At 42.8% G+C, this 19,111-nt stretch carries 16 protein-coding genes; 7 read left to right on the forward strand and 9 right to left on the reverse strand.

Translation table 11 applies throughout. The features are described 5' to 3' along the window. The first annotated feature begins 7 nt into the window (after positions 1 to 7). The gene (locus tag DXX94_RS17755; protein ID WP_116017947.1) at positions 8 to 1,195 is read left to right on the forward strand and encodes a dicarboxylate/amino acid:cation symporter; all 1,188 of its coding nucleotides are present in this window, start codon (positions 8 to 10) and stop codon (positions 1,193 to 1,195) included. 523 nt (positions 1,196 to 1,718) lie between these two features. Next, on the forward strand, positions 1,719 to 3,068 hold the full coding sequence (gene astB / locus DXX94_RS17760; protein ID WP_116017949.1) for an N-succinylarginine dihydrolase: 1,350 nt from the start codon (positions 1,719 to 1,721) through the stop codon (positions 3,066 to 3,068). A gap of 112 nt (positions 3,069 to 3,180) precedes the next feature. Here the strand turns inward: astB and DXX94_RS17765 are convergent, their stop codons facing one another. The 4 genes from DXX94_RS17765 to DXX94_RS17780 all read right to left on the reverse strand — a co-directional run bounded on the left by DXX94_RS17765 (position 3,181) and on the right by DXX94_RS17780 (position 5,821). Beyond that, a complete protein-coding gene (locus DXX94_RS17765) occupies positions 3,181 to 3,408 on the reverse strand; it encodes a hypothetical protein (protein WP_116017950.1) in 228 nt (75 codons plus the stop codon). A 38-nt stretch (positions 3,409 to 3,446) separates the two neighbouring features. Further along, positions 3,447 to 4,304, reverse strand: coding sequence for an SPFH domain-containing protein (locus DXX94_RS17770; protein WP_116017952.1), 858 nt, complete (start codon positions 4,302 to 4,304; stop codon positions 3,447 to 3,449). A 238-nt stretch (positions 4,305 to 4,542) separates the two neighbouring features. Beyond that, the gene (locus DXX94_RS17775) at positions 4,543 to 4,914 is read right to left on the reverse strand and encodes a ribosome recycling factor family protein (RefSeq protein ID WP_258872206.1); all 372 of its coding nucleotides are present in this window, start codon (positions 4,912 to 4,914) and stop codon (positions 4,543 to 4,545) included. A 136-nt stretch (positions 4,915 to 5,050) separates the two neighbouring features. Further along, positions 5,051 to 5,821, reverse strand: a complete 771-nt coding sequence (locus DXX94_RS17780; RefSeq protein WP_116017956.1) for a hypothetical protein — start codon at positions 5,819 to 5,821, stop codon at positions 5,051 to 5,053. 283 nt (positions 5,822 to 6,104) lie between these two features. Here DXX94_RS17780 and cysB point away from each other — a divergent pair, with 283 nt between their 5' ends. Then, positions 6,105 to 7,079, forward strand: coding sequence for an HTH-type transcriptional regulator CysB (cysB, locus tag DXX94_RS17785; RefSeq protein WP_116017958.1), 975 nt, complete (start codon positions 6,105 to 6,107; stop codon positions 7,077 to 7,079). A gap of 102 nt (positions 7,080 to 7,181) precedes the next feature. Here the strand turns inward: cysB and DXX94_RS17790 are convergent, their stop codons facing one another. The 3 genes from DXX94_RS17790 to pabB all read right to left on the reverse strand — a co-directional run bounded on the left by DXX94_RS17790 (position 7,182) and on the right by pabB (position 10,883). Next, positions 7,182 to 8,558, reverse strand: coding sequence for an L-serine ammonia-lyase (locus tag DXX94_RS17790; protein WP_116017960.1), 1,377 nt, complete (start codon positions 8,556 to 8,558; stop codon positions 7,182 to 7,184). A 164-nt stretch (positions 8,559 to 8,722) separates the two neighbouring features. Then, entirely contained in the window at positions 8,723 to 9,355 is a 633-nt protein-coding gene (locus DXX94_RS17795; protein WP_116017962.1) for a CoA pyrophosphatase, read from the reverse strand. A gap of 58 nt (positions 9,356 to 9,413) precedes the next feature. Then, positions 9,414 to 10,883 (reverse strand): aminodeoxychorismate synthase component I, encoded by a 1,470-nt coding sequence (gene pabB, locus DXX94_RS17800; RefSeq protein ID WP_116017964.1) that lies wholly within the window; start codon positions 10,881 to 10,883, stop codon positions 9,414 to 9,416. Positions 10,884 to 11,142: 259 nt separating this feature from the next. Here pabB and DXX94_RS17805 point away from each other — a divergent pair, with 259 nt between their 5' ends. Continuing rightward, entirely contained in the window at positions 11,143 to 12,666 is a 1,524-nt protein-coding gene (locus DXX94_RS17805; RefSeq protein WP_116017966.1) for a fumarate hydratase, read from the forward strand. 754 nt (positions 12,667 to 13,420) lie between these two features. Next, complete coding sequence (locus DXX94_RS17815; RefSeq protein ID WP_258872207.1) at positions 13,421 to 14,743, forward strand: DNA recombination protein RmuC; 1,323 nt, start codon at positions 13,421 to 13,423, stop codon at positions 14,741 to 14,743. Positions 14,744 to 14,757: 14 nt separating this feature from the next. Here DXX94_RS17815 and DXX94_RS17820 read toward each other — a convergent pair whose 3' ends face one another. Then, the gene (locus DXX94_RS17820; protein WP_116017970.1) at positions 14,758 to 15,849 is read right to left on the reverse strand and encodes a GGDEF domain-containing protein; all 1,092 of its coding nucleotides are present in this window, start codon (positions 15,847 to 15,849) and stop codon (positions 14,758 to 14,760) included. Between the two features lie 150 nt (positions 15,850 to 15,999). Continuing rightward, complete coding sequence (locus tag DXX94_RS17825; protein ID WP_116017972.1) at positions 16,000 to 17,325, reverse strand: sodium-dependent transporter; 1,326 nt, start codon at positions 17,323 to 17,325, stop codon at positions 16,000 to 16,002. A gap of 183 nt (positions 17,326 to 17,508) precedes the next feature. On the opposite strand from DXX94_RS17825, the gene DXX94_RS17830 reads away from it, so the two are divergent. After that, positions 17,509 to 18,153 (forward strand): MBL fold metallo-hydrolase, encoded by a 645-nt coding sequence (locus tag DXX94_RS17830; protein ID WP_116017974.1) that lies wholly within the window; start codon positions 17,509 to 17,511, stop codon positions 18,151 to 18,153. Between the two features lie 3 nt (positions 18,154 to 18,156). Next, positions 18,157 to 19,011 (forward strand): ion transporter, encoded by an 855-nt coding sequence (locus DXX94_RS17835; RefSeq protein WP_116017976.1) that lies wholly within the window; start codon positions 18,157 to 18,159, stop codon positions 19,009 to 19,011. Positions 19,012 to 19,111: the final 100 nt, after the last annotated feature.

A 19,111-nucleotide genomic window follows, 5' to 3' on the forward strand; every position in this document is an offset into this window, starting at 1 on the left:
ATCATTCATGAACCTAATCATTAAACTCATCGCCGGTATCGTTGGCGGTATGCTAATTGGCCTTTACGCGCCAGATTTTATTGTTCAACTACTGTTTACTGCACAAACCCTGATTGGCCAGCTGATCAAATTTACCATCCCACTGATTATTCTGTTCTATATTGCCAGCGGTATCGCATCTTTGCCGCAAGGCTCAGGCTCGCTGCTTGGTAAAACCGTCGGTTTAGCCTACGGCTCAACCATAGTGGCCGGTACGTTAGCGTTTCTAATTGCTAGCTCAATTTTACCAAGCTTAGTGTCGGGTAATGCCTTGGAAGCTGCCGCGGAAGGCGAAAAGCTCAAAGGCTTTATCGATATTAGTATCCCGCCGCTTTTTGAAGTGATGACGGCGCTAGCGTTAGCCTTTATTTTAGGTATCGGTATTAGTGCAATCAATGCGACTAGCTTGCGTAAGGGCATTAATGAAGCGCGTGATATTGTAGAAGTACTATTAAGTAAGGTAATTATTCCAGCTTTACCGCTATACATTGCCGGTGTATTTGCGGAAATGACGGTGGATGGCACGGTATTCTCAACATTGAAAACTTTTGGTGTAGTGCTAGTGCTGGCGATAGTGATGCATTGGTTATGGATTTCAGTGCTATATATCGGTAGCGCCGCAGCCATGGGTAAATCACCGCTTAGCCTCTTAAAAAACATGCTTCCGGCTTATTTTACCGCGCTAGGTACAATGTCGAGCGCAGCAACGATTCCGGTGTCACTTCGTGCGACCAAGGAAAACAAAGTACGCGATGGTATTGCTAACTTTACCGTGCCACTTTGTGCATCAATTCACTTAAGTGGCTCAACCATTACCATCGTAACTTGTGCGACTGCGGTCATGTTATTAACCCCTGAAATTGCCTTACCGGGTATTGGCGGCATGGTGCCGTTTATTTTAATGCTAGGGGTAACCATGATTGCTGCGCCAGGCGCACCAGGTGGTGCGGTGATGTCAGCACTTGGTTTACTGGGCACTATGCTAGGTTTCACCGATGCAGCATTAGCCCTGATGATTGCTCTGTACTTAGCGCAAGATAGCTTCGGTACGGCTTGTAATGTTACCGGCGATGGTGCTATTGCTTTATGGGTTGATAAGTTCGCTGGTGAGCAGGGCCTAGCTGATGCACAAGGCGAAACCAAAGCTCAAGCATAAGCTGGAAACAGCAGGCATAAAAGAATACAAAAAGCCGCTTATTGCGGCCTTTCTGTTTTTTTATGATTCGCCATTTTGTGATTGCAGTGGAATTGCACCAATAATGAAAGAATTAATATCATCGGCACTTGAATAATTATGCACAGAGCTTGCTTGAGCCCTTTTAAAATAAGGGGTTTAGGGCTTTCTGTTAGCCAATTTAACTTTGGTAAGCTAGTAAAAAAAGGCATAATAACCTTCAAATTTTAGTGCGGATTGTTTCCTTATCCGTTTAAAAAGTGCAGCTAAACAAATCTTCCCTGTGTATTAGGTTGAGTGTCAAAAGCGTAAATGAAACGCAAAAGTTAGGCGTTGTGCTATATCTTGAACATTATTTAGTCATGTTTGTTAGTGATGTTTAGTGCAATGCGCGCAATTTTTGCAAATTATTTTGCCGCTAAGCAATTGAATAAACATTCGATGACAAGCTAGCAAATAACACGCAACTCACAGTGAATAAAAGCCGTCAAAATTAGGAGTAATAATGAATACAAAGCTAGTAAACAGCAAAGAAGTTAACTTTGATGGCTTGGTAGGTCCAACCCATAACTACGCAGGGCTGTCGGAAGGTAATGTTGCGTCGTTAAGCAATGCTAATGACACCTCTAGCCCGAAACAAGCGGCTAAGCAAGGTTTGAAAAAAATGAAAGCCTTGCATGACATGGGGGTGACGCAAGGTATTTTAGCGCCGCAAGAACGTCCTGATATGTATGCACTACGTCGCCTTGGCTTTACCGGTACTGATGCGCAAGTATTGGAAGCTGCCTACAAGCAAGCACCAGCGCTTTTGTCAGCTTGTTGTTCAGCATCAAGCATGTGGACAGCCAACGCTGCTACCGTATCACCTGCAGCAGACACTGCTGATGGTAAGGTACATTTTACTCCTGCAAACTTAACTAATAAGTTTCACCGTTCATTAGAGCCAGATACGACAGGTAATATTTTAAAAGCGACATTTAACGACGAAAACCACTTCATACATCACCAACATTTACCAGACAATGATCACTTTGGTGATGAAGGTGCGGCAAACCATACGCGTCTATGTGGTGACTATCATGAAGTAGGTGTGGAGATCTTCACTTTTGGGCGTTACGCATTTAACCGCAACAAGCCAATGCCGAGTAAATTCCCAGCTCGTCAAACCATCGAAGCAAGTAAAGCCGTGGCCCGTTTACATGGCTTGTCTGACGCCCAAACTGTTTATGTCCAGCAAAACCCAGGCGTAATTGACCAAGGTGTTTTCCACAACGATGTGATTGCGGTTGGTAACCAAAATGTGCTTTTCTATCACCAAGAAGCCTTCCTTGATACCGAGCTGTTCCTAAACGAACTACGCACTAAGTTCGGCGGTGAGTTACACGCGGTTGAGGTTAAAACTGAGCAAGTATCCGTTGCTGATTGTGTTAGCACTTACTTATTTAACACGCAGATCATTACCTTGCCGTCTGGTGAAATGGCCATCATTGCGCCAATGCACTGTCATGATAACCCAAGCGTAAAAGCTTACTTAGATGAATTAGTGACACTTAATACACCAATCAAGCAAGTTCACTACTTTGATGTTAACGAAAGTATGAAAAACGGTGGTGGCCCAGCGTGCTTGCGTTTACGTGTAGCGATGAGCGAGCAAGAAGTGAATGCCGTTAACCAGCAATGTTTATTAACGGATGCTAAGTTTGCAGAATTAAATACTTGGGTTGATAAGCATTATCGCGACCAGTTAACGTTCGATGATTTACGTGACCCTGTGTTAGTCACAGAATCGCGCACTGCACTTGATGAATTAACGCAAATTTTAGCGCTAGGCAGTGTATATCGTTTCCAGCAGTAGGTTTATAAAATGGCCTTATTTAGGGCCGGGCAAATAAACCTAAAAAGGAGTGAGTTGGCCAACTCACTCCTTTTTTATTAGTTTATTTTTTGTTGAGCTATTTTTTGCTCTTTTATTTGGTGCTCTTTTCTTTTTTACTGTCAGCAGTGCTTGAATCTAAGACTTCAATTTCAGTGACCACTTGCTGAACCAGTTTAATACGCCCAGATTTAATCAGCGCATCCCTAAGCAGATATTCAATTTGGGCGTTAACACTACGCAATTCATCGTCTGCCCAGCGCTGTGTTGCGGCTAGCACGTCTGGGTTAATGCGCAGTGGAAAGCTTTTCTTCGCTGCCATAATATCTCCTAGTGATTGGTAACAAAGGATGCCAACGGCTAATAAAGGCTACCAGCATTGATCACAGGTTGAGTATTATGCTCGCCACACAGCACTACCAATAAATTACTCACCATCGCTGCTTTGCGCTCTTCATCTAGATCAACAATCTCTTTTTCTGACAACTTAGCGAGTGCTGCCTCTACCATACCGACAGCACCCTCCACAATTTTACTACGTGCTGCGACAATCGCTGACGCTTGCTGGCGTTGGAGCATAGCACTGGCAATTTCTGGTGCATAGGCCAAATGACTGATTCGTGCTTCCAAAACATGTACGCCAGCTTTATCTAAGCGTTGCTGAATTTCTGTTTTTAACGACTCAGAAACCTCTTTGGGATGGCTACGTAGCGCGACTGCATCACCTTCGTGTAGGTCGTAGGGATAGGTTGTTGCCATATTACGCAATGCTGCTTCACTTTGAATGCTGACGTAACTCTCGTAATCATCAACTTCAAAAACTGCTTCAGCCGTATCATCGACTGCCCAAACAACGACAGCGGCAATTTCAATCGGGTTACCGTGATTGTCATTAACCTTAAGCTGACCGCTTTCAAAGTTACGAATACGAAGTGAAATATTGCGGCGCACAAATAACGGAATCGTCCAACGCAAACCGCTGTGCTTAACTGTGCCAACGTAACTGCCAAAGAAAGTCATCACCTTGGCCTGATTAGGTTGAATAATAAATAAGCCGGGCCAACAAACACCGACGATCAGGATGAATAAAATGCTGCCAATTGGGGCGCTAGGCTGATCTGCATAGCTGATTAAACTGATCACCGATAGCACTTGTAGCACCAGTAATATCAGAGCCGCTAAATAACCATTGAGTGAAAATCCTACTTTTTCTTTCATAAACACCTCTAAGTGATATCAATATGATATCACTATAGTGTTGATGTGATATTTTGTAAAGAAAAACTGCACAACTAATATTACTAACAGGAAAAGTATAAGAGGGTGTAAGTTATTAAAGTATTGATTTTGTATAGGAACTTTGAACAAGTTGCTCTTGGTCGGGAGATGAGGGACGTGCGGGGGAAAGCAACAAGGAGCGAATAGGGAAGGTCTGCCTAAATCTAATTCACCTAAATCAAAGAAACTCTAACTCGTCGATTACACGTCTGGCTTGCGCAGCTGTGCAGTCAGTTTTTGCAATCAGTTGATTAACTGTAATGCCCGTATTTTGTTTCGCGATAAACACTAAATCATCATGTGTCAGTGTTTCTTGCTGGGCTTTTAAATGCTTTGCCAGCCACAACCAACTTTGCTCATCATTTGCTTCAATAAAATCGATAATATCTTGGAGTTGGTATTTGTCGGCAATAAGGCGCCAATTGCGCGATCGACCAATTCGATTGAGTTCACAGCCACACTCGCGAATAGCAGCCTTAAGGGCATAGGCTTTCATCGTTTTACGCAAAAACGACGGCAGGACGATTGTAGATGATGAATGTTTTGTCACAACGAGTGGTAAAGCAGCTAATGATAATTGGGTAAAGCGCCCAGTATATGAAAACTTTGTTTCCCTTAAAAGCCTGTGCATAAAACGAAACAACCGACACTAGGCCGGTTGTTGGTATTCGAAAGGTAATTTGCTATTACCACTTTTTCTTTGGTTGGAATAGCAAGTCCAAATCGTCCTCTTCGCTCTTGGCTTTCTTTTCTGCGTCGCGAGCGTTGGTGTTTTTCAATTCGTTGGTAATGTCTTGCAGTTTTTCTTGAATCTCTGCTTTTTTACTTTGCGTGTACTCATTTTGGTTTGCCGAACTATCAATTGAAGATAAGGCTTTTTCATAGTACTGACGAGCCGAGCCTAACATTTCTTTCGAGTATGCTGCGTTACCGCGTTTAAGCAGGCTCTCAATATTTATCTTGATCTGCATTGAATCTAAACGTAAGTCTTGCTGCATAAATACCTGAGCATCTAGTGCACCTTTGTTTTGCTCAGATCTTAAGGTTGCGCGCAGCTTTTTAATACACTGTAGAATTTGCACAAGCTGTTGTTCATTGTCAGGCAGGGTAAACTGTTGTTCTTTGCCACTATTGCTAGCTGCCATATCAGCAGACGCTTTTAGGCGATTTTCAAATTCTTGAATACGGCCTTTAACGCCTTTCATTTCAGGCATAATTTGCTCAATTGCTTTTGCTGCATTTAAGCTGCGGCGGCTAAGCACTTCTACAACAGTTGGGTTCTCTGGCAACAATGCCATTGCCATGATTAGCTCTTCAGTTTCATCAATAATAGCTTTGTGTTTGGCAACTTGTGCACGCTTTTCAGCTTCCATTTTTTCTTTGTGTTGCTGGATTGCGCTCACAACTACGACAATAATAATAAGTGCGATAATCAATCCGACAATTATTGCTATCATGTTTTTTCTCAATTAAATAATCTGATACAGCTTGTAGCAGTCTACAAAAATTGTATTGTTTAGCATAGCGCTAAATATCTGAAATTAGGAAAAACATTCTAATTTACACTGCTACTTGCAAATCAAGGTGAGTAAAACAGTCAAAACCCCAAGCAATACGGCGGAAGCTTGCTAAACTTTTGTTATAAGCTGTAAAATTTTAAAAATAATATGGAATATTGCAGTGTTTAAGTATATATTTTTGGAATAAAAATACTCAAAATCAATGTGGTAATGGAATAAAATGAAGCTCCAACAACTAAGATACATTGTTGAGGTACTAAACAATAACCTCAATGTCTCGGCAACAGCCGAGAGCCTTTACACTTCGCAACCCGGCATTAGTAAGCAAGTTCGAATGTTGGAAGATGAATTAGGCATTCAAATTTTTGGTCGTAGCGGTAAACATTTAACCCATGTCACTTCAGCTGGCCATGAAGTGATCAACATTGCGACAGAAATTCTCAATAAAGTTGAAGCGATCAAAGCGGTCGCCCGCGAGCATACTCAGCCAGACGAGGGCAAGCTTCGCATCGCAACCACACACACTCAAGCGCGTTATGCATTGCCTGATGTTATTCAAGGGTTTATGAAAAAATACCCTAAAGTATCACTGCATATGTACCAAGGCACACCGCAGCAAATAAGCGAAGCATCGGCAAAAGGTGACGCAGACTTTGCTATTGCCACTGAATCTCTGCACTTATATAACGATTTGATTATGTTGCCTTGTTATCACTGGAATCGCAGCATCATTGTTCGCAAAGACCACCCATTAGCTAAAGTGACTAATTTAACCATTGCTGATATCGCGCAGTACTCGCTTGTGACTTATGTATTTGGCTTTACGGGGCGTTCAGAGCTAGACAAAGCGTTTAGTGCCGCAGGTTGTGAGCCAAAAGTTGCCTTTACTGCAACTGATGCGGATGTGATTAAAACATATGTACGCCTAGGTGTAGGCATTGGTGTAATTGCTACCATGGCAATGGATCCAGAAACCGACAGCGATTTAGTGGTATTAGATGCCAGTCATTTATTTAAAGCCAGTACCACTAAAATTGGTTTTAGACGCGGTACTTTCTTACGTGGCTATATGTTCGACTTTATTGAACGCTTTGCACCGCACTTAAATCGCGACTTAGTAACGAAAGCCATGTTGTTGAAAAATAATGTCGAAATAGACGAGATGATGTCGGATATTGAGTTGCCGACTAAGTAGTGACGCTAAGTTGATATCAAAAACAAAAAACGAGCCTTAACGCTCGTTTTTTTTTATGTCTGATAATTCTTTGTCGATACAAGAGCTAGCCTATACAAAGGGTTAACACTCGATAATATTTACCGCTAAGCCGCCACGTGACGTTTCTTTGTATTTAGTTTTCATATCGTTACCGGTATCCCACATGGTTTTAATCACTTTATCCAGTGACACTTTATGTGTACCGGTACCGCGTAGTGCTAAGCGTGAGGCATTAATGGCTTTTACGGCGCCCATGGCGTTGCGCTCAATACATGGTACTTGCACTAAACCACCAACGGGATCGCAGGTTAAACCAAGGTTATGTTCCATACCTATTTCTGCAGCGTTTTCCACCTGTGTTGGTGAGCCGCCCATGATCTCGGTTAATGCGCCAGCGGCCATTGAGCAAGCCACACCAACTTCGGCTTGGCAGCCGCCTTCAGCTCCAGAGATGGTCGCGTTAGTTTTATACAAAATACCAATCGCTGCGGCGGTTAATAAATAGCGGATACAATCTTCATCGGTAACCGGTTTGATAAACTTGTCGTAATAGCAAAGCACAGCTGGAATAATGCCCGCTGCGCCATTGGTTGGTGCGGTAACTACGCGACTACCTGCGGCATTTTCTTCATTTACAGCCAAGGCGAATAAATTCACCCAGTCCATGGCACTTAATGGATCGTTGTTATTCTCGACCGATAACGAGCGATGCAGGGCAGGGGCGCGACGATTCACTTTTAAACCGCCGGGTAAAATGCCTTCTGTGCGCATACCGCGCTCAACGCTGTCTTTCATTGCTTGCCATATGGCAACCAAACCAGTGCGAATTGACGCTTCGTCTGATAAACACTTCTCGTTGTTCATCATGATGGTACTGATGCTTAACCCTTTTTCGTTCGCTTCTTTAATTAACTCGTCAGCGGTTGAAAAAATATGCGGGCGTTTGATATTGGTATGCAGCGACAGTGCTTTGTCTTTTTCTTTTTCAAAATCGCAATCTTGCACGATAAAGCCGCCGCCAATGCTGTAATAGGTTTCTTCAAATATCACCTCTTCGCCTTGGTATGCGTAAAGAGTCATCGCATTGGCATGAGCAGGCAAGGTTTTACGGCGGTGATAGATAATGGCGTTTGCTTTTGGAAATGCTATTTTGTGCTCGCCCAACAAGTTAATTTGTTCACTGGCAACGGTATCCGCAAGAATTTGTTCTATCGACTCGACTGGAATGCTCTCTGGTGCTTGACCTGTAAGCCCAAGAATTACCGCTTTGCCTGTGCCATGGCCAATACCGGTTTGACCGAGCGAACCAAAAAGTTCACAACGAATGCGATCGGTTTTCGCCACTAGCGCTTGTTCAGCTAAATGTTCCGCAAATAATTTTGCTGCTCGCATTGGCCCAACGGTGTGAGAGCTAGAAGGGCCGATACCGATGGAAAACATATCAAATACACTTATCATGCAAATACCTGAATAAATAATCGTGTAATTATTTTATTGAGAAATATAATTCGGTAATTTTACCGAAAAGCTATTCAATTAAAAACACGTGTCTTATCTTGTTAGCTAAATTATAGATGACAGTGTCAGGAATAGTTGACTAGTGATGCGTGGGCGCTTGAAGGTTAAGCAGGTTGCGGCATTAGGTGAGCGACTAAATCTGCGATGATGGCCGCAGTAGCTCCCCAAATTTGGTGCTCTTGGTAGGGCATAAAGTGCACATAGTGTTTATGGCCGCGATGGTACATTGGCAGTTTAGTGTGGCTATCACCGTCGATAAAATGTTTAAGCGGCACAGTAAATACCTCAGCTACTTCATTTTCATCAATTGATAAATCGAAATCGCCGCTGATCACACCAACCACAGGGGTAACATTAAAACCGGTAACGGTGTGATAATCGCTTAGCTGACCTAGTACCGTTACCTGCTGGCGATTTAAGCCTATTTCTTCTTCTGCTTCGCGTAGTGCGGTTTCTGCTTTTGAAGCGTCTGAACTTTCGACTTTACCGCCAGGAAAGCTAATTTGCCCAGCATGATGTTTTAAATGACTGGCGCGTTTGGTTAACACTACAGATAAGGAAAGCTCGTCTTGCGCTTTGTCGCTCACAACCTCAGCATTGCTAACTTCACCTTTATTCATCTCGCAAAGTGCAATCAATACCGCCGCTTCTTTAAGTTTACTTGGGAAAACAAATGTTTGGCTTGACGGTTCAAGTGGTTGTAGCTGAAATTTTTGAATAAAATCCTGCTTATTCATAATTTTTTTCCACCTTGCTTTTGTTCTATTGCACTTGTATTGCACCTTTACCCTGCTGCTAGTTGGCTAGCACGGGTAGTATCTTCCTTACCTTATCAAAAGTTTCTTGGTATTCGCTATCAACTTTTGAATCGGCTACCAAGCCGCCGCCAGCCCAGCAATAAATTTGCTGGTTTTGGCAAATTAGGGTGCGAATGGTGATGCTGGTGTCCATGTTGCCGCATGCCGATAAATAGCCAATCGAGCCACAGTATAAATTGCGGCGATGTGGCTCTAGCTCTTCAATAATTTCCATGGCGCGAATTTTGGGTGCGCCGGTAATTGAGCCTCCCGGAAAAGCCGCGCGCAATAGGTCGCTGCCATCGTGCTCGCTTGCTAACTCGCCTTCAACGGTACTCACCAGATGATGCACAGCAGGGAAACTTTCAATATCAAACAACTTAGGCACTTTTACACTGCCAGCTTGGCAAACGCGGCTGAGATCATTGCGAAGTAAATCAACAATCATCAGGTTTTCCGCGCGATCTTTAGTTGAGTTACTGAGCTGCTCGGCATTGGCTTTGTCAGCCTCGGCAGTTTCACCGCGTGTTAACGTGCCTTTGATTGGTTTGGTTTGTACCTTGTTACCGGATAACTGTACAAAGCGCTCAGGTGAAATACTGACAATGCTGTGGCTTGGCAAGCGCATAAAAGCCGAGAAGGGCGCTTGGTTAGCTTCGCGAAGCTTTAGATAAGCGCTAAATTCATCCCCTTGGTAACTAGCCTGAAAACGTTGGGCAAGGTTAATTTGATAACAATCGCCCGAGTGCAAATATGCTTGTACCTGCGCAAACTTTTGCTGATATTTCGCCTTACTCATATTCGCTTGCCAATCAGAGGTTAACGAAAAGCTTTGCTCATCGTTCTTGCTAGTTTTATCGCTGTGGTCGTTCGTAGCAGCGACCAGCGTCATTACTTTATCGGCTTGCTGTTGCCAGCTATCGCTTGGGGCAATTAAACACAGTTGCCCTTGCTGGCGATCAAACACTAGCGCCTGAGTGTAAATACCGACCGCCATTAAAGGCAAATTAATATCATCAGTAGCGATAGTCGGTAAGCGCTCAAAACAGCCGCCTAGGTCATAACTAAAATAGCCAATCGCTCCCGTTTTAAAGGGTAAATGAGTTTTAGGAAGAGTAACCTTTTCAAAAACGCTACGTTCAAGCTGCTTTAATAGCGCTAATGGGTCACCAGAAAACTCGCCAGCTAATGTTTGATATTCAATGCTATGAGCAACGACTTTAGTGCTGACTGTATCGGCTAGGTTATCACTATTATGTTCTTTGCGCTTCGCCGTTGTTTCTATGGTCAGCACTGGATTCGTCACAATAATGTCAAAGCGGCTATCTTGGTGATCGCTTTCGTTGGAGTCTAACCAAAAGCTCCAAGGTTGATTTGCATAGTGGGAAAATAGGCTGACAACCGCTTGTGGCTCAGAAACATTAATCGGGCGAGCAGCAAGCTCAAAACTCTTATTTAGGGCTGACAAATGACACCTGTGTGGCTAGTGTTTACTTAGAAAAACTCAGTACTTTTTATCGAAAATATCTATAGTCGCAATCACAATAATTGACTAGCAGCACTGATATAAGCAGGGTATCATATCGGCAAAAATTTAACTTTCAACTCTTGAGTCGCGGCTAAATAACCTCACTGCATTACACTCAAGGCAAAGCTTGGGCAAGCTTTAGCAATGTTGAAAGCATAAACATCAGCTCAGCAAGAGCGCTAAGAGGGCATAAAAGTAAATGGCTATCATTAAACAACAAGACTTTATTGAATCGATTGCAGATGCGCTGCAATACATTTCTTACTATCATCCATTGGATTTCGTTCAAGCGCTTGAAAAGGCTTATCACAAAGAAGAAAGCCAAGCGGCAAAAGACGCCATTGCACAAATTCTAATTAACTCACGCATGTCGGCAACGGGTAAGCGTCCAATTTGTCAAGACACAGGTATTGTGACCTGTTTCGTGAAAGTAGGTATGGCTGTTCAGTGGGACAGCACTGAGTTGACCGTTCAGCAAATGGTTGATGAAGGTACGCGCCGTGCATACATGAACCCAGACAACCCATTACGTGCGTCGATTGTTGCTGACCCTGCGGGCACACGTAAAAACACTAAAGATAACACGCCATCAGTTGTTCATATCGATTTGGTGGAAGGCAACGAAGTTGAAGTTATGATCGCTGCTAAAGGTGGCGGTAGTGAAAACAAAACCAAAATGGCGATGTTAAACCCGTCTGACTCAATTGCTGATTGGGTAGTTGAAACCTTACCAAAAATGGGCGCTGGTTGGTGTCCACCGGGTATGATTGGTATTGGTGTTGGCGGTACCGCTGAAAAAGCAGGTGTTCTAGCTAAAGAAAGCTTAATGGACCCAGTAGACATTCAAGAGTTGATTGATCGCGGCCCACAAAACGCGGAAGAAGAGTTACGTTTAGAAATTTATGAGCGTGTTAACAAGCTAGGCATTGGCGCACAAGGCCTTGGCGGTTTAACTACTGTAGTTGATGTGAAAATTAACTCAGCACCTACTCACGCTGCGTCTAAGCCGGTGGTGATGATCCCTAACTGTGCAGCAACTCGCCACGTACATTTCTATTTAGATGGCTCAGGCCCAGCGGACTTAACACCGCCTAAATTAGAAGATTGGCCAGAAATCACTTGGGAAGTCGGTGAAAACGTACGCCGCGTTAACGTAAACGACTTGAAAAAAGCCGATGTGAGCGAATGGAAAACAGGTGAAACCTTATTGCTAAGCGGTAAGATTTTTACCGGTCGTGACGCTGCTCATAAGCGCATTCAAGAAATGATGGAAAACGGTGAAGAGCTGCCAGTAGATTTCACTGACAAGTTTATTTACTACGTAGGCCCAGTTGATGCCATTGGCGACGAAGCAGTAGGCCCAGCAGGCCCAACAACGGCAACTCGCATGGATAAGTTCACAGATCTTATGTTATCGCAAACCGGCTTAATTGGTTCAATCGGTAAAGCAGAGCGTGGCCCAGCAACCTGCGAATCGATTAAGAACAACAAGTCTGTGTACCTAATGGCCGTAGGTGGCGCGGCATACTTAGTATCAAAAGCGATTAAACACGCGAAAGTGGTTGCCTTTGAAGACTTAGGTATGGAAGCGATTTACGAGTTTGACGTTGAAGATATGCCAGTAACTGTCGCAGTAGACAGCACTGGTGAATCGGCTCATGTGACTGGCCCAGCAATTTGGCAGGCAAAAATCGAAGAGTTGGATGAAAAACTAGGTGCGTAGATCAAGGCTAGTTTGTTTTAAGCTTTAACAATTATCGAAAAGGCGCTGTTAGCGCCTTTTTTGTGTTTGTATTTCTGGGCATAATGGCCTCCTCATTGAGATAAGGAGGTGTCCACTAAAACGGGGGAACTGCAGCGTCCGTTTGATTGTTTTGTCATGTAATTTTTCTTACTTTACATTGGGCTGGATTAAATTCCAAACTCAGAAAGTATACGTACCCAACCAGCCAGCAACTTACCACCACAACATGCTTAATCTGAATTTTGAGCCGCTATTTGTTCTAGAAAAATGGCGCTAAATGCTAACCGCGAAAAACATATGAACGTGCTAATAAATTCAGAAAAAGGGCGCTTAATTGAAATAACTTTCATCCTTGAAATTGTGGTGGTACACAACAGTTTATTAGATACGAAAAAACATATATTTGTTAAAGGCGCGCAATTTGCGCGCTTTCACCGTGGAAAGAAGGATTTATCTTGAACTGTGTTTATATATATATGAAATTTTATAAATTAATGACTGATAGAGGTTGACAGTTTCTCCTTAACGAATGCCACGTTCACCTATGCTATTTTCGTATTTATTGCGCAAAAAACGCTAAATTCTGGCTAGTTTCGAGCTATTACTATCGCTAGCATTTCCTATTGTGCCAATTTATGTTACTAATAACTGTTAATATTTACAGTGCTTGTGTTAAAAGGGTTTAGCTTAGTCGCTTTGCTCGGCAAAACATAAGCGTTTTCACGGTGAGCCAGTGAACGAATTTTTCCAACAGTTATCCACTAGTGAGTTATTGCTAATTTCAATACTTGCCTTAGTTATCCTTAATTTTATTATCAATTTAATTGCTGTTTTTAAGCAGAAAAACCAGAGCGAACAGCAAGCGTCAGTTGCCCGTATTGAGGGGAATTTAAGCCAGTTGATTCAGCAGTTTCAGCAGGGATATGTGAATAATCAGCACCAAATTAAAGAGTTGATGGCGGAAACTAAGTTGCAATTAATGCAGCAACATAAGCAAAGTGATCAAAATAGTCAGCAGCAGCTCTTTGAGAAGTTTCAATCGTTAAATCAACTGTTTCGTCAGCAACAGCAGCAGTTGCAAGAGCAGCTTACTTTGATGGCGAAAGTTAACCGTGATGAACAGGCGCAAAGTATTGAAAAGCTCACTCAGTCAACAGACAAAAGGCTGCAAGAAATTAGTGGTCAGGTGGACAAACGCCTAAGTGAAGGCTTTGAAAAAACCACTCAAACCTTTAACGATATTCTCAAACGCTTGGCCTTAATTGACGACGCGCAAAAGAAGATTACGGAGCTTTCTAGCAATGTCGTGAGCTTACAAGAAGTGCTAGCGGATAAACGCTCGCGCGGTGCCTTTGGCGAAGTGCAGTTAAACTCGCTCGTGCGAAATGTATTACCTGAGAGCCAATTTGCCCTGCAACATACATTGTCGAACGGTAAAATTGCCGACTGTATTTTGTTTCTGCCAAAACCGACAGGTAATGTCGTGGTTGATTCGAAATTTCCGCTGGAAAGCTACCAAACCATGACCAACCCTGAGCATGAGTTATTGGTGCGTAAAAATGCGGAAAAGCAGTTTAAACAAGACATTAAAAAGCATATTAATGATATCGCCAGCAAGTATTTAATTGAAAATGAAACCGCTGACGGTGCGGTTATGTTTATTCCTGCTGAGGCGGTATTTGCGGAAATTCATGCCCATCATGCTGACTTAGTTGAATTTGCCAATAAACAACGTGTGTGGTTAGCATCGCCAACTACGCTCATGGCTATTTTAACTACGGCACGAGCGGTGATTAAAGACGAAGCGACTAAACAGCAAGTGCATTTAATTCAAGAGCACTTGGGTATGCTGGCACAAGACTTTGGACGCTTCCAAGGGCGCTTTAACAACTTAGCGCGCCATATCGACCAAGCGGCGAATGATGTTAAACAAATTCATACCTCAGCAGATAAAATTACCCGTCGTTTTGAAAAAATCGAGCAAGTAGATATTGGCCATGAACAAGTAGACATGCGCCAAGATGCGGAAGCTAATCCATTGCTTTCTGAAAATTAACGAGTTTCTGAAAATTAGCTATCGCTTGGCGATTGAAAAATTTGCACGCGATTTCGGCCAAGTTCTTTAGCTAAGTAAAGTGCTTTATCTGCGTGCACTAATACTTCTTTTAGCGTGCTGGCATCATTGCTTTTGCTGGCAATACCGAAGCTAACGGTACAGTGCAAATGCTGCTCACCTACTAATGGAATGCGGTGCTGGCTGATGGTAATACGCATTTGCTCAGCAATGTTATTCGCTTCTGACAACGTTGTATCAGGTAGTATTATCGCGAATTCTTCACCGCCAATGCGGGCAAGCATATCTTGCTCGCGCTTTTGGGCAGCCATTAACTTTGTGACTTGTGTTAGGCATAAATCGCCAACAAAGTGACCATGCTGATCATTGATACGTTTAAAGTGGTCAATATCCACCAATATGATGGTCAGCGGGCGATTAAGGTGCTTCGTTGATTCAAGTAAACTGCTGCCGTGTTCAAAGAAAGCGTGTCGGTTTGATAAGCCAGTTAAGGCATCGGTCGTTGCTTGTTTAGTTAGCTTTAATTCATTAGCTTCAATTTCATTGGCAAATAATGTTAGCACTAAAATGACTTCGAGCATGATCACTAAAACAACTGATTGATAAAGAATGTGGTTAAAGCTGTCAGACAGCTCAATCAGTGGGGCTGGGTTTAGTGTGTTTTCACAGTAAAAGTATAAAACGAGCGCGATTAAACTTAGGGTAACTTTCTCTGTTTTTTCTCTTAATTCAAACAGTAAAAATACGCCAGTAGGGACGAGGAAAAAATATAAATGAAAGCCTGTTGCGTTGGTAACATACAAATTTGTACATACCACTAAGTGCAACATTAAGGTGACAAAAAACCAGATTTTACCGCCGCGAAATGCTTGAAAATAGTTGAACACTAGCGTGACGACATAGGCTAGCGTGAATACGCAGTTGATTAACGCGACTGATATGTTGTCGAGCACAAAGGCGTAAGCAAACGTGTAAAGGCCTGAAACTAGGGTGGTGATAACGCCTATCAAATTCATCATCCTGACCTTATTGGTCACTGAAAAGCTTTGATGGGCAATGCCTGTAGTAAGTAGTTTTTGAAACAACATTGTTATAATTATTATGTATTGTTTTTAATTAATCGCTTATGCCTAAATATCGAGCTTTTATATAAAGCGCGAGATTGTCATTTAACAAAACTAGTTGCTAAGCGCTTATTATGATTTTGGCTACTTTATCGTGCATGAAAAAGTGGCGTATTAAAACGCCACATTAACAAATACAACAGTAAGTAAAATAGGGCAAACAAAAGCTAAATAATTGCCCCATAAGCCAAGCCATTTGTGCTCAGCAATTCTTGCTTTGTCTTTTAACTTGTTACCGCGTTTCCATACCCAGCCAACAACAATAAAGTAAAACAAGCAACTAAGCGGTTGCATAATAGTGGTAAGCACTTGGATAATTAAGCCAAATAACACATCAAAAAATGCCACTAAAACCATGCTTGCCATCAGCACAATCGCTGAAATTAACCAGGTTGCTTTACGGCGTGTAAACGATTTTTCTTCTACTAAGTAGGCCACAGGTACTTCGGTAGATGAAATCGTTGATGTGAGTGCCGCAATGGAAAGTAGCGAGAAAAATGCAGCGGCAACCACTAAACCTATGGTGCCCATCGAGCTAAAGAGTGTTGGCAGAATTTGGAAAATTAACTGACCTTCACCGATCAATTGGTCATCGGCAAACACTTGCTGGCCAGCGTGCTGAGCCACAAATAGCGCTGGAATAATTAATAAGCCAGCTAAAAAGGCAATAAAGGTGTCAAGCGCGCCAATAGACAGCACGAGCTTGCCAATGTCTTTGTCTTTCGCCATATATGAGCCGTACACCATCATGCCACCAACACCAATTGATAACGAGAAAAAGGCTTGCCCCATGGCCGAAATTACTAAACTTGGGTTCGTTACTTGGCTAAAATCAGGAATTAAGTACTGCTTTAAACCTGCCATTGCGCCGTCTTGCTGCAAAATATAAACAATTAAACCAACAAGCATTATTAACAACATAGGCATTAATCGCGCTGACCAACGTTCGATTCCGCTATGTACCCCTTGGTGCACAATTAGCGCGCCAAGCACAATAAATATTGGCGTAAATATTACATTGCGAACTGTGCTATCGGTTGCTAACCAAACTGATAAGTCTGTTGTCCCCACAAGTGATGCAACTGCCGATAACGCATGGGCGAGCATCCAACCGGCAACAATCGTATAGAAACTTAACATCATAATGGCGCCGCACAGGCCAAGCTTGCCAGCAAAACGGCCAAACCTTGGTATTCGTTCGGCACACGCTTCACCAAGTGCACTTACTGGGTTTTTCTGTGTTTGGTTACCAATATAAATTTCGGCATACAGTGCCGGCAATGCGAGCAATAAGGTTACTACAAGGTAAACGAACAAAAAGGCGCCGCCGCCATTATTGGCTGCATTGGTGGGAAAACCCCAAATATTGCCTAAACCTATGGCTGAGCCAGCCGCTGCTAAAACAAAACCGATACGGGAATGGAAGGAATCTCTGGTCAAAGTTTACTCAATGTTATTGTTATTTTTTAATGTAGCGAGCTTACCGATTTCGCGTTAGTTAGTGAAGTGAAAAATACTAGCCTATTACTCGATTGTATATTTAATATCGCCCAGCTATTGGCTTGCTGACAATTAGCCCATATGATCGAAACATTATGATAAAAACCAAGATTAGGGCGCGATATGCTTCAATATAAAATAATTCCTGTGACCCCGTTTCAGCAAAATTGTACGGTATTTTGGTGTGATGAAACCAAGCAGGCGGCAGTTGTTGATCCAGGTGGCGATGTTGAACAAGTCATCGCATTTATCGACGGCCAAGGGCTAACAATGGCAAAAGTGCTGTTAACTCATGCACATATTGACCACGCCGGTGCAACTAAAGCACTCGCAACTCACTATGGCGTAAATGTGGAAGGCCCGCACCAAGAAGATAAATTCTGGATTGATTTGATCCCAATGCAAAAAGAGCGCTTTGGCTTTGCCCATGCCGAGGCCTTTGATACCGATCGCTGGTTAAACCAAGGGGATACCGTTTCATTCGGTAATATTGAGCTGGAAGTGTATTTCTGCCCAGGTCATACACCGGGTCATGTGGTGTTTTATCATCGTGAGTCAAAGCTGGCACAAGTTGGCGACGTATTATTTAGAGGCTCGATTGGTCGCACCGACTTCCCGAAAGGTGATCACGCAACCTTGATCAGCTCAATTCGCAATAATCTGTTCCCGCTCGGTGATGATGTACGTTTTATTCCAGGTCATGGCCCTATGAGCACCTTTGGCGAAGAGCGTCGTACGAATCCATTTGTTGGCGATGGAGTTCGCTAACCAATGAAAACGGGTACTATTTTTTCATTACAGCGCCGCTTAAAAGAAATTGATTCAAGTAAGTGGTTTCAAGGAATTGTTATTGCGGTCATTATTCTCTCCGCACTATTGGTCGGCGCGAAAACTCATAATTTACCGCCTGAAGGTATTGTTGTTTTAGCGATACTTGATGTTGCAGTAACGGTATTCTTCGTAATTGAGCTAGTGATTCGATTTCTTGCTTATCCGAAAAAAAGTGAGTTCTTCAAAAGTGGCTGGAATATCTTCGATACGATTATTGTGATCGGCTCGCTGATACCGGCTGGCGGCTCAGGTGTGTTAATTGCACGCTTACTAAGGGTATTTCGTGTATTGCGCTTGGTATCTATGGTGCCAGAGCTACGCTTACTCATTAATGCATTAATCAAAGCCATTCCACGTATGGGATATATTGGCCTATTAATGTTCGTCATTTTTTACATCTACGCAGCAATTGGTAGTATTGTATTTGCAGACATTAATGAGGTGTTATGGGGCGATGTTTCGATTGCCATGTTAACCCTGTTCCGCGTGGCGACCTTCGAGGATTGGACGGATGTGATGTATGAAACCATGGCAGTTTATCCAATCAGCTGGGTATTCTATTTAACCTTTATTTTCTTAACGGCCTTTATCTTCTTAAATATGATGGTAGGTACAATTTTAGAGGTTATGAGCGAAGAGCATGAAAACTTCCGCGCGGAATCACACGGCGAATCAAAGCAAGGGGGCGAGCCTGCCAGCCGTGCGCAAATTGAAGCGTTGCATGCAGAAATCGCCGAATTAAAAGCGTTAATAAAAGAAGGTACATTGACCAACCAGCAAAGTAAATCGAGCTAGTCTAGATGACTTAACTTATATTATTAAGCTTATTTCACAAGAATTTAGCTCTCTAAAATTTAGCTCTCTAACTAAATAAATAAAGAGTCTTACAGTCAGC

The organism is Thalassotalea euphylliae, from assembly GCF_003390375.1.
In the GTDB taxonomy this organism is placed as follows: Bacteria; Pseudomonadota; Gammaproteobacteria; order Enterobacterales; family Alteromonadaceae; genus Thalassotalea_F; species Thalassotalea_F euphylliae_A.